This is a genomic window from Litorivivens sp. (genome assembly GCF_041625495.1).
Lineage (GTDB): Bacteria > Pseudomonadota > Gammaproteobacteria > Pseudomonadales > Spongiibacteraceae > Litorivivens.
On the sequence record NZ_JBFJTH010000128.1, the window covers coordinates 1 to 11201 of the forward strand.

10 protein-coding genes are annotated in these 11201 nt (G+C 54.4%); 6 read left to right on the top strand and 4 right to left on the bottom strand.

Annotation, left to right across the window (positions count from 1 at the left end; translation table 11 throughout):
• Positions 1-841: cytochrome P450 (locus ABYP39_RS13800; RefSeq protein ID WP_372783080.1), on the bottom strand; the 841-nt coding region annotated here is incomplete at its 3' end.
• A gap of 157 nt (positions 842-998) precedes the next feature.
• Here ABYP39_RS13800 and ABYP39_RS13805 point away from each other — a divergent pair.
• On the top strand, positions 999-1625 hold the full coding sequence (locus tag ABYP39_RS13805) for a TetR/AcrR family transcriptional regulator (RefSeq protein ID WP_372748539.1): 627 nt from the start codon (positions 999-1001) through the stop codon (positions 1623-1625).
• A 6-nt stretch (positions 1626-1631) separates the two neighbouring features.
• Here ABYP39_RS13805 and ABYP39_RS13810 read toward each other — a convergent pair whose 3' ends face one another.
• Both ABYP39_RS13810 and ABYP39_RS13815 read right to left on the bottom strand, forming a co-directional pair.
• Positions 1632-2612 (bottom strand): PHB depolymerase family esterase, encoded by a 981-nt coding sequence (locus tag ABYP39_RS13810; protein ID WP_372748538.1) that lies wholly within the window; start codon positions 2610-2612, stop codon positions 1632-1634.
• 43 nt (positions 2613-2655) lie between these two features.
• Positions 2656-3534 carry a TIGR03619 family F420-dependent LLM class oxidoreductase gene (locus ABYP39_RS13815; RefSeq protein ID WP_372748537.1) on the bottom strand — a complete coding sequence of 293 codons (879 nt, stop codon included), beginning with the start codon at positions 3532-3534 and terminating at the stop codon, positions 2656-2658.
• Between the two features lie 262 nt (positions 3535-3796).
• Here ABYP39_RS13815 and ABYP39_RS13820 point away from each other — a divergent pair, with 262 nt between their 5' ends.
• The 5 genes from ABYP39_RS13820 to ABYP39_RS13840 all read left to right on the top strand — a co-directional run bounded on the left by ABYP39_RS13820 (position 3797) and on the right by ABYP39_RS13840 (position 10375).
• A complete protein-coding gene (locus ABYP39_RS13820) occupies positions 3797-4495 on the top strand; it encodes a TetR/AcrR family transcriptional regulator (protein WP_372783082.1) in 699 nt (232 codons plus the stop codon).
• Positions 4496-4521: 26 nt separating this feature from the next.
• A complete protein-coding gene (locus ABYP39_RS13825; RefSeq protein WP_372748535.1) occupies positions 4522-5511 on the top strand; it encodes a ribonuclease Z in 990 nt (329 codons plus the stop codon).
• Positions 5512-5819: 308 nt separating this feature from the next.
• Positions 5820-7748 (top strand): serine protein kinase, encoded by a 1929-nt coding sequence (locus ABYP39_RS13830; RefSeq protein WP_372759057.1) that lies wholly within the window; start codon positions 5820-5822, stop codon positions 7746-7748.
• 63 nt (positions 7749-7811) lie between these two features.
• Positions 7812-8990: a DUF444 family protein gene (locus ABYP39_RS13835; protein WP_372749394.1), complete on the top strand. Its 1179-nt coding sequence runs from the start codon at positions 7812-7814 to the stop codon at positions 8988-8990.
• Positions 8991-8998: 8 nt separating this feature from the next.
• Positions 8999-10375, top strand: a complete 1377-nt coding sequence (locus ABYP39_RS13840) for a SpoVR family protein (protein WP_372783084.1) — start codon at positions 8999-9001, stop codon at positions 10373-10375.
• Between the two features lie 138 nt (positions 10376-10513).
• Here the strand turns inward: ABYP39_RS13840 and ABYP39_RS13845 are convergent, their stop codons facing one another.
• Positions 10514-11155 carry a TetR family transcriptional regulator gene (locus ABYP39_RS13845; RefSeq protein ID WP_372759850.1) on the bottom strand — a complete coding sequence of 214 codons (642 nt, stop codon included), beginning with the start codon at positions 11153-11155 and terminating at the stop codon, positions 10514-10516.
• Positions 11156-11201: the final 46 nt, after the last annotated feature.

Sequence of the window (11201 nt, forward strand, 5' to 3'; positions counted from 1 at the left end):
GCCCCAGATGATAAAGCAGATGGCTCAGTGCGGAGGTTGTGGTGTCATGGGCGGCAAACAGCAGGAAGCTCATATGAGCAACAATGTCCTGGTCGCTGAAGTACTCACCGTCTTCGTTTTTCTCTTTCGCGAAGTAGCTGAACGTATCAATACCATCGTTTTTACGGCGCTCGTCGATCAGGGCACCAAAAAACTCATGAAGATAACGCTCACCTTTCTTGCCCTTGGCATAGGCCGTACCCGGAATCTCCTTGGTGATCAGACCCATGAGGCCGTTGGCCACATCGGTGAAAGCCGTGTTGAGCTTATCGGCGCGCTCATCGTCCTTGCCCAACCCGACAAAGATGGTAGCAGCAACATCCAACAACGCCTGTTTGATGGCAGGGAAAAAGTGGAAGTCTTTCTGTCCGTCCCAGCTTTCCACGGCCTCATTCAACATCGGGCCCATGGTGTCGATGTAACCCTTCATGGCATCGTTCTTGAAGGCTGTCTGCATCATACGGCGCTGAAAACGGTGCTCTTCGTGGTCGCGCAGCAACAGCGCGCCTTTGTAAAAGCGACCCAGCGAACCCATGTAACCCATCTCGGCCGAGAAGTTCTTCTCTTTATCGAGATAGATCTGCTGATACAGGTCGGGCCCACACAGCAGCACACCTTTAAACCCCGCCAGACCAAATTTGGAAACCGGGCCAAATTCCTTGTACTGCTTGTCTACAGTGCCGTACAGATCTTTTACCAGCGAGATCGTGTGGCCGATGACTGGCCAGCCAAATGAGCCCGGTATGTGCGAAAGCTGGTGGTTGTCTTTGGCCAGCTTGTAGTTAGCGACTGCTTCAGTCATTGGTTCCCTTCCTCCTGCGGTCGTTGCCGAGGTTAATCGGTTTATTTTGAACAGATGATATGTAATGACTCTAAACATATCAAGCGTTCGATATAAAAAAACATCAAATCCGGGTATACTGTCACAATTGCTCAAAAAACAATCGGGGGTGTGGGGAGTGCGAAAAGTAGATCATGACAGTCGCCGAGAGGAAGTAGCCTCTGTTGCGTCGCGGTTGATTGCCGATCGAGGTTTGGAAGCACTTACTACCAGGGCGCTAGCCAAAGAGCTGGGCTGCTCCATTGGTGTACTGTCACACTACTTCAACAGCAAAGAAGAGATCGTTATGGCGGCCTTCCAATGGGCAGACCAGCGCATTGACCAACGCATGCAAGACGCGATTGCCGAGCTGGAAGAAATATCCCTCGATTACTTTATTCCAATGATCACCTCCGGCCTGCCGCTCGACGAAGAGTCTGACCGGGAGTGGCGGGTTCGCTTTAACCTGTACCACTATTGCCTGACGCGCGGTGGCGAAGGCCTGAAAACCCAGATCGAAAAGATCAGTCAGTTTCGGGTACTGATGGATGAATTTATCCGCACACTGCAAAAGAAAGGCGAGGTGCGCCGCGACATTGCCCCGGATCTGATCACCAAGATGGCGTTTGATATGGTTATGGGAGCCGCCCAAAACCTGCTGATGGTTCCGATGGCGAAACGACGAGAGCACGCCGCTTACCTGTTCGATATTGTCGAGAAATTACGTCCGGTAAAGGCGCCCGTTGCTTCACTTGTCAGCGCCTGACACACATTAGGGCAACCCCGCCGCCTGTGTGTCTGCGGTCAGGAATGTCCAGATAAGATCGGCCGCGTCCACATCGCGAATATCACCGCCAAGCACACCAAAGCTAGTGTTGACGCTCGGCAGCACATGGCCGCCACCCTGCATAGTGAACAAGCCCACGCGATGCGTCCTGCCATACCATAGCTGAGCGCTGATATAGCCGTCGTCTGCGGGCTCGGTATCAGCCAGATCGAAGGGCTCAGGACCCTTGGTATAGCCGGCCAGATCCGCGAAATACTGGGCCGTTTGCGCCGCAGAAAGCACCTCTCCCCGGCTGTCGTCCCACAGCAATTTGACCACGCCGCCGTCGTAGGGATTCACGGGGTCGTCAGTACCTTCGATCAGGGCGATATTGACTGGCTGCCCCTGCTTGTCGCAATCCAGATTGTCGTCCACCGGCAAGTTGGCCACTATCGGCGCATAACCGGCCATCAGCGACGGCGCCTCCAAGGCCAGACGCAATACCATATGACCTCCGTTGGACAAGCCGGTGGCATAGACCCTGGCCGGATCTGCCCGGTGATCGCGCACCAGCTCCTCTATCATCTGCCGAACAAAGCCTACATCATCGATATTTCGCTGGTTGGCCGCATAACTTGCAGATGCCCTGCAGTCGTTCCAATGGCGCTCTATGCCATCCGGATAGACCACTATAAGCCCTCGCTGGTCGGCCATGCGATCAAATTGCCGCGCACCCATCTCACGCATAACCTCACCAGTTGACAGCGATCCATGAAAAACAAAAAGCAACGGTGCTTGGGGCTGGAGGGTCGCGGGCACATAAACGCGGTAATGGCGCGTCAAACCGTCGTGACTGGTTTCTACCGCATGCAGCTCACCGTTGAGCTCAGGCAGTTCAAGCGTACGGGGGACGAAAAAGGAACGGGCCGCCAACAACGCGACGACCCCGACAATAATAATTACACCAAACCAGTAAAGCTTTTTCATTGCCCCCGCCTGTTTTTATTGCATGCGGGGGCATTGTAGCGTGCTAGCCACGCGACTTGGCAATCACCTCGTCGGCGAACCAGCGCATCATGCCGATTTTTTCTTCCACTGTTTTATCGTCGGCTTCGGCCTCATAAACGTTGCGGAAAGCCACCAGCACCTCATCGATACCAATATCTTCCAAACGCTTAATGCCGTCAGGGCTGTAGGCATCTTGCGTCATGGCCTGAAACTCAAAAGGCAGGTGATCACGGCCATACTCTTTGCGGAACTCGTTGATCTGGTCAACCATCACTTTAATGGATTCAGCATCACCACCGGCGGCAATCCAACCATCGCCCAGCCGCGCCGCCCGGCGCAGCGCGGGCTTCGAGTGACCGCCTACAAGAATGCGCGGTCGCACGGTGGGCACCGGGCACAGCTTGATGGCCGGCATCTGGAAGATCTCGCCGTCATATCCGAAATACTCGCCACTCATCAGGCCGTTGACGATTTCAATGATCTCATCCAGACGCTTACCGCGCTTTTCCCACGGGGTATTGGTCACGTCAAAATCTTCCCCCCAAGGGCTGATACCCGCGCCGTAGTCAAAGCGGTTGCCGCTGAGCACTGCAAGACTGGACATCATTTTGGCCAGCAGGGCGGGCTCATGCACTGCCGTTTTATGCACCGAGGTGGAAAACCGGATTTTCTCGGTAACCGCCGCCAGATGCGACATCAGCAGAAATGGCTCGATAAAGGGCACGCCGTCGAGAAACTCGCGGCTGCCATCGGCGTTGTAGGGGTATTTGGAGCTCGCTTCCTTGGGGTAGCAGATACTGTCCGGGAAGGTTACGGTATCAAAACCGATCTCTTCCGCCGCTTTAGTCAATGGCACGTATTGTTCGGGTGGACACATACTGTGGTGGTAGGCAAATTTCATGGATTGCTCCTTCCTGTCAATCTGTCGGTATCGGGCGCGCAGGGCCACACTGGCATCCTGCTACGGTAATCCAGCCAAAACGGATACCCGAAGGCGCCGCTTCTTATTCTGAGTTCAGCAGATCATCCTAATTCGCCGAACCATAATATGGAATACGCTTTACGACGCCTCACCCGTATGTAGGGGATCTGCGAGTGCTCGACGCACCCGCCGCTTTCACAGACAATTCGTCCTGCCAACGCAGGCCGACAGGACACCCACTTTGAGTAACGCACAAGCCAACGGCGATAATCGTAGTCAGCGCACCCGGCAGGCTATCGTTCGGGCCGCCGAAAACCTGTATGCAAAACATGGTGTTGAAGGGGTATCACTGAACACCATTACTCGCGCAGCCCGCCAGAGCAACCGCAATGCGATCCAGTACCACTTTGGCGGAAAAAACGGCCTGCTGCAGGCGATATTCGACAAGCACGCGCCCGGCGTAGCACAGCGTCGCGCAGCACTGATCGACGAGCTCGCCGCCGGCGATCACAGCACTGAAGCCATCATCGCCTCAGCCATGGTGCAACCACTGATTGAGAAGCTAGAGGATGCAGACGGTGGCGAGGCCTATATTCACATCAGCGCCGAATTGATTACCACCAATACATTGGGCTACCAGGCACCAGAGAAACATCCTCTGCAATTGGCCAGAGAGAGCAAAATCGCCGCGTTTACCGCACGCCACCTGAGCGCGCTGCCTCCTGCCATTGTTGAGCAACGTATTGTGCACATGAACATTCTGGCCTACCACGGCGTATCTGAGCACGCCCGGCTTCGCGCCAGTACGCAATATGCCTCTTTTTCTGCCGACACAAAGTTCATGGCAAGCAATCTGATCGACAGCATTATGGCCGTTTTGTCCGCCACCCCATCGAGCCACACGCTGACACTGCACCGGCAAAAGCACGGCGATACCTGAAGCCCATACCACGCTATAATGCCCGCATGAAGTTTACATTTCTCGGCACGAGCGCAGGTGTTCCCACGCGCAATCGCAATGTCAGCGGCTTCGCTCTGTCGCTGCGCGAAAATCGCAGTTGGTATCTGGTGGATTGCGGCGAAGGCACGCAACATCAGCTATTACGCTGCCATTACAGCCTCGCAAAGCTGCAGGCAATTTTCATCACCCATGTTCACGGTGACCACTGCTACGGATTGCCAGGCCTTCTGGCCAGTGCCAATATGAGCGGCCGCAAGGAGCCCCTGACAATCTGTGCCCCCGACGGGATAGAGCAGTTCGTTTCCGCTGCTCTCAAGTACACCGACGTGAGCACCCTGCGCTACCCACTACATTTTGTTCGCTCAGACAATTGCGCCGCGCAATCGATGAAAGTGTTCAGTGACCACCGACTGAAAGTCACTGCCCACACACTATCTCATCGTGTGCCAAGCTTTGCCTATCGATTCGAAGAAATCCCTCCCAACGCACTCAATCAAAGCGCACTGCGCGCGAAAGGGGTGCCGCGTGGTCCACTCTGGGGCGAATTGCAACACGGCAACTCAGTAAGGCTGGACAATGGCAAGGTGGTCAACCCGGAAGATGTATGTGAAGCCTCATGGAAACCGCGCGCAATCATGGTGGGTGGCGACAATGACAAACCGGAGTTGCTTGTAAGTGCGCTGAAAAACACCGACCTTCTGGTACATGAGTCTACCTTTACCGAAGACGTACTGGCACGGATTGGCACTCAGTACATGCACAGCACGGCCGCGCAGGTCGCCAAAGCCGCTGCACAGGCGCGAGTTCCCTTTCTGGCGCTGACCCACTTTAGCCAGCGCTATCGGGACAAATTGTCAGCCGATACTCGCCACATCGACGAGCTGCGCCAGGAAGCGGCCTGTTACTACTCAGGAGAAATACTGATGGCGCGTGATTGCGATCAGTACACACTGACAAAAGATCGAAAGTTAGCAAAGCTGCCGTCTGAGTGCTAACTGGGGAAGGCGCTAAAACGCGAGGGAAAAACGAAAAAAATAAAACTGCACGTCATAAAAAAGTGATTATGTCGGTCTTTTTCCCCACTGGGAAGTGCTTTCCCCACAATTCCCCAATAAAACAAAAAAACGGATTCTACCTATGCCACGTGGGAATAATATGTGCTAGAACAAAAGCTGACGAGGTGGAAAATCTGCGACGTTTTCTGAAACCTTGTGCAGTTGTTCCGCTCTAAGCCAATGGAGCAGGAACAGATAACGCCGCAACCCCGCTTCGCTTTTCGAATGGCGTTGGCATGGAGGTCCTCATGGCTAGCAACAACGGACACGACGCGTTTATCCAGTCGCTGGAATCGTTCACCGATCAGCATCGCTCCCGACAGTGGGAAGGAACCTTTGCGGATTACCTGGAACAAATAGTTCAGCCTAAACCCACCCTGGCCACTCGCAACAGCCACCAGTACACCTGGGACATGCTGCGCTGGATGCAGGCAAACGAGGAAAGCGGCGAGGGAAAACTCAAACTTTTTTCCCGCGAGCTTTACGGAATTGACCCAGCGCTGCAACGCATCGTTGACTATTTCAAGGCTGCTGCGGCGGGCTCTGAAGTTGGACGCCGTCTTTTGTTGCTGCTCGGCCCGCCTTCCGGCGGTAAATCAAGCCTCGTTATTTTGATGAAACGTGGTATGGAGGAATACAGCCATACCGACGACGGGGCGCTTTACGGACTGAAAGGTTCACCGCTGCACGAAAATCCACTGTGCCTTGTTCCTCACACACTGCGCGCAGAATTCCGAGACACCTATGGCGTAGACATTCAGGGCGAGCTATCTCCATACGCACAATCGATCCTCGAGCAAGAGTACGAGGGCGATTTTATGCGCTATCCGGTGGAAAGAATTTTTCTGTCGGAATCGAAACGAATGGGCGTTGGCACCTACGCGCCACATGACCCGACAACCGCCGACATAGCCGACTTGATCGGTTCTGTCGATCTGGCAAAAGTTTCCGAGTTCGGCGATGAAGGCGATCCACGCGCTTGGTCCTGGTCGGGTGCAGTTTACTCTGCCAGCCGCGGCCTGCTGGAAATGATCGAGATTCTCAAAGTTAAGCGCGAATTTCTTTACCTGTTGCTGACACTCACTCAGGAAAAAAACGTAAAAGTCTCTCGCTTCCCGCTGATTCATGTGGACGAGACCATCATTGCTCACACTAACCTCGCAGAATTTCGAAAATTTCTACAGGAAAAAGAGAACGAAGCGCTGCTCGATCGCATGGTGATTGTGCAGGTTCCTTACACGATGAACTACCGCGAAGAATCGAAAATCTACCGCAAGTTAATTGCGCAGGCCCCGACCTTCCGCAATGTTCATCTCGACCCACACGCACTGCGCCTAGCCGCTCTGTTTGCCGTACTGTCTCGCCTGAAACCGTCGGAACGCGAAGATCTCGACCTTTCGAAAAAAGTACGACTCTACGCCGGCGATGATGTGGAAGGTTTCTCACGCAATGAACTCGAGAAAATTCGCAATGAGTATCCGGACGAAGGCCTGTCCGGAGTATCACCCCGCTTCGTGGTCAACGCGCTTTCTAACGCGATCTCACGCTCAGAAGCCGAAAGCCTAACGAGTATGGAAGTCTTGGTCACGCTTAAAGACTCGATTGAAAGTGACGCCCGAATGGACGCAAAACAGAAACGCGAGTGGGTCGATTTTCTCGTCACAGCGCGTAAGGACTTCTACAATCACTGGGTTAAGGAAGATGTGCACAAAGCGCTGTTTGTCTCTTTCCAGGAAGAAAGCGAAAGTCTGCTCGAAAAGTATCTAGACGAAGTAGAAGCGGCCCTCGACAAACGCGAGGTGAAAGACCCTATCACCAACGAAACTCGCGACCCAGACGAACGCTTCCTGCGTGCGGTTGAAGAAAAGATCAATGTCTCTGACGCCGGCAAGCAGACTTTCCGCCAAGAAGTGGTTCGCAAGGCCATGGTGGCTTACAAAAATGGCGAGAAATTCACACTCGATTCTCATGCTCGCCTGAAAGAGGCGATGGAAAAATACCTTTTCGAAGAGCGTCGCGATGTACTGCGGTTAGTGAGTTCGATTTCACGCCCGGACGATGAAGCGCAGGAAAAAATCGCGGCGGTAGAAGAACGGTTGATCAAGGAATACGGCTACGACAAGCACAGTGCCCGCGAGGCACTCAACTATGTAACAACGCTGCTCTCGCAAGAATAGGCGAGTGCTAACGGCGCGCAAAAGCGCGCCACAAAGGGCCCCGCAGTTGGGCTGGGAGGAGGCATGTTTCTTCAGGATGGTGGTCAGGGAAACAGCCACAGACACTGGTACGATCTCTTTTCGCGCGGCACTCGTGACTGGTTGCGGCACAACGAAAAGGTTAGGGAAGCCGTGCGCGAGCACCTTCCCGAAATGATCGCCAAGTCCGATGTTTTATCCCGCCCCGAAAATCGTACGGTACAAGTTCCCGTCAAGTTTCTGGAGCACTACCGCTTTACTCTTCGAAATAGCGACGAGCAGAGTGGCGCGGGGCAGGGACAGGCCGATGCTGGCGATACTTTACGACAAGCCCAACCGGGTCAGCCCGGCGGGCAAGATCAGGGCGGCGGCGAGGGCGAAGGACAATTCGACTTCGTACTCGAATTTAAAACGGACGATATCCTCGATTGGCTTTGGGAAGAGCTGAAACTCCCCAACCTTCAGCCTAAAGAGGGCAGCAATGTCGACGTAGATGAATACGTGCGCGAGGGCTGGGACAAACGCGGCGCCCGCTCGCGGCTTGATCGCCGCCGCACCATGAAAGAAGCGATCAAGCGTCGCACAGCCGTTCCAGACACACCCGTTCCCATTAGCAACGACGATCTGCGCTTCCGTCAGCTGGCACGTAAGCGACAGCCTACGACCAACGCGGTAGTGATATTCCTGCTGGATGTATCCTCCAGTATGGACGAACACTGCCGCAAACTGGCCAAGAGCTTTTTCTTTTGGGCGCTACAGGGAATCCGACGCCAGTTCAGTCATATTGACACGGTATTCATCGCGCACAGCGTGGAAGCTTTTGAGTTCGAAGAGGAAGAATTTTTCCAGGTAAGCGGCCAGGGGGGAACCAAGTCATCTACCGCGCTGGAACTGGCGGAACAAGTGCTCACAGATCGCTTCGATACATCCCAGTACAACTGTTACCTGTTTTATGCAACAGATGGTGAAAATTTCAGTAATGACCGGGAGCAGTCCGCCGCCAGCCTGGCGCGACTCGCACCACTACTCAACTTCGCGGGCTATGCCGAGGTATCGCACAGTAACACGCGACGCTTAAACACAGAAGTAGGTCGCCTCTGGCAACAACTGGCAGATAACGGCCACCCTTGTGGCAGCTATTCTTTGGCGAGTGACAACGATATCTGGCCGGCAATCAAGGCCTTTTTCACCGATCAGGCTGCGCGACAACAGGTGGACGTATGAGTTCAGACATGAACAGCACCCTAGCCGATACCATTCCCAAAATGGAGGCATTAGCCAAAGATCAGGGGCTTGATTTTTTCCCGGTAGATTTCGAACTGGTACCGCCCAGCTTCATGATGGAAGTAGCCGTCTACGGCCTGCCAGTGCGGATGCCGCATTGGTCTTTTGGGCTGCGCTGGATATACCAGATGATTCAGCACCGGATGGGGCACTCAAAAATATTTGAGGTGGTTTTTCCCGGCAATCCCAACCGCGCTTACTTGGTGAATACCAACAGCTTGCATGAAAACACGTTGGTAGTGGCCCATGTACTGGGCCACGCCGATTTCTCGCGCAACAATATTTCTTTTGCCCGCAGTCAGGAACAGGTGGGCTACCATATCGTTGAACAGGCTGCGGCCCATGCCCACCGCATTGACGAAGTCATCAAAGAATTCGGCGAGCAACGTGTGGAACAGGTACTCGACTGCGCACTGTCACTAGAACCGCACATCGACACCCAGCAGCTACTTAATCGAAAAAAATACCCCACCAAACGCAGCACCGAAACCAAACCAGCAGCGGAAGGATTTCACGGCCGCTATGCCGAACTTCCCGGAGAAGAATTCCCCAGCAGCGAACCGCGCACCACGCCATTGCCTGTACCGCCAAAACCGGAAAAAGACCTCCTGTGGTTTATCGCGAACTACGCACCGGAAATGGAGGACTGGGAACGAGATATCTTTCTCGCTGTGCGCAAAGAAGCTTGGTATTTCCAGCCAGTATTTAACTGTCAGATCATGAATGAGGGGTGGGCGAGCTACTGGCATTCGCGCCTGCTGCGCGAAGCAGATTTTCTGCCCTCTTCCATGTATGTCGATTGCATGAAAACCCATTCCGACGTTGTCAGCCCCTATGCCGGTGACCAGCAAGTTGCACTCAAGCTAAACCCTTATCATGTCGGCTACGTGATGTGGGAAAAAATCATCGCCGAGCAAGGGCTCGAGACAGCACGTCGAATCATGGAACAGGAAGACGATTTTGGTTTTATACGCAATCACCTGTGCCGCGAACTGGCCGACGACATGCGGCTGTTCTCGTTTAATGCAAAACGCAATGGTGAAATCAAGGTCGCTGAAAACAGCCTGGACACACTTCACGAGAATATTCTCGCACCAAAGTTCAACTTCGGCGCACCTCGCGTTGTCGTCGACGAACTCAAACCGGACGGCTCTCTTGTGCTGCGCCACGAAAGCGGCATCGACGGCCGGGGGCTCGAGCTGGAGCGCGCGCGCAAAGTGCTGACTTACATCGCAAACATTTGGAAGCGTCCGGTAAAGTTGATCACATTGGATGCGCAGGACCAGGAGGTGTTGATCTCGCCGCCGGAAAATGCTGAGGCCTGAGCCCTGCATTCTGGCTGGCGCGATGTAGACACGCCATTCGCCAATACCGGCGCTCCTTTTATGAGCAATACAAATCTCTCTACCCGCCGCATTTCCTTATACAAACCGATCCAAGACCCAGCGCTTAAACGCCGACAATCAGCCGCGCGGTAGCTGCGCCTCCAACGCACTGATCAGGAACGGCAACCCCAGCGTTAGCTGATCCCTTCTAACTACCCTATCCAGATCCGAAGCAGCTTCCAGGCGCCGGCGGTCGGCATTTTGCAGGTAAGCATGGGTAAGGGCCGTTAGGGCCTCACCCCCTTGCGCTCCAGCAGATAACGGCCGCAGTGAGGCGTGTAGGCACACAGCACCGATCACAAGCTGAAGCATGGCAAACAGTGCCTCAAGCGCCTGCTCGGTGTTGAAACCGGCAGCGCAGAGCTTGTTTACAAAGGCATCGATAACGGCGTTGGCCTGCCCGCCGAGGCGCAGCGAGCCAAGCAGCGGCACCCAACTGGTCTCCGCGCACAGCGCGGTATACATGCCGTTTGCGACGTGTCTCACCCAATCCTGCCATGGCAGATCCTGCGTGGGCAGCACATCGGCGCGCACGATCATTTCTTCCAGCGCTGCCGCTAACAGTTCATCCTTGTTAGCGAAGTGCTTGTACAGGGCCATCGGGCTGACTCCCAGTGCCAGCGCGACCCGACGCATCGTCAACTTATCGACGCCCACCTCGTCAATCACTTCCAGCGCGGCGTCAACAAAGTTCTGAGGGTTCAACGCAGCTTTGGTCATGCCAATCGACTCCTTCGTTTACATATCAGTGTGACTGACAAGGAAA

Coding starts and splice junctions, on each gene's coding strand:
- ABYP39_RS13815 (WP_372748537.1), bottom strand. CDS start 3,534: ATGAAATTTGCCTACCACCACAGTATGTGTCCACCCGAACAATACGTG.
- ABYP39_RS13830 (WP_372759057.1), top strand. CDS start 5,820: ATGGCTAGCAACAACGGACACGACGCGTTTATCCAGTCGCTGGAATCG.
- ABYP39_RS13840 (WP_372783084.1), top strand. CDS start 8,999: ATGAACAGCACCCTAGCCGATACCATTCCCAAAATGGAGGCATTAGCC.
- ABYP39_RS13835 (WP_372749394.1), top strand. CDS start 7,812: ATGTTTCTTCAGGATGGTGGTCAGGGAAACAGCCACAGACACTGGTAC.
- ABYP39_RS13810 (WP_372748538.1), bottom strand. CDS start 2,612: ATGAAAAAGCTTTACTGGTTTGGTGTAATTATTATTGTCGGGGTCGTC.
- ABYP39_RS13845 (WP_372759850.1), bottom strand. CDS start 11,155: ATGACCAAAGCTGCGTTGAACCCTCAGAACTTTGTTGACGCCGCGCTG.
- ABYP39_RS13825 (WP_372748535.1), top strand. CDS start 4,522: ATGAAGTTTACATTTCTCGGCACGAGCGCAGGTGTTCCCACGCGCAAT.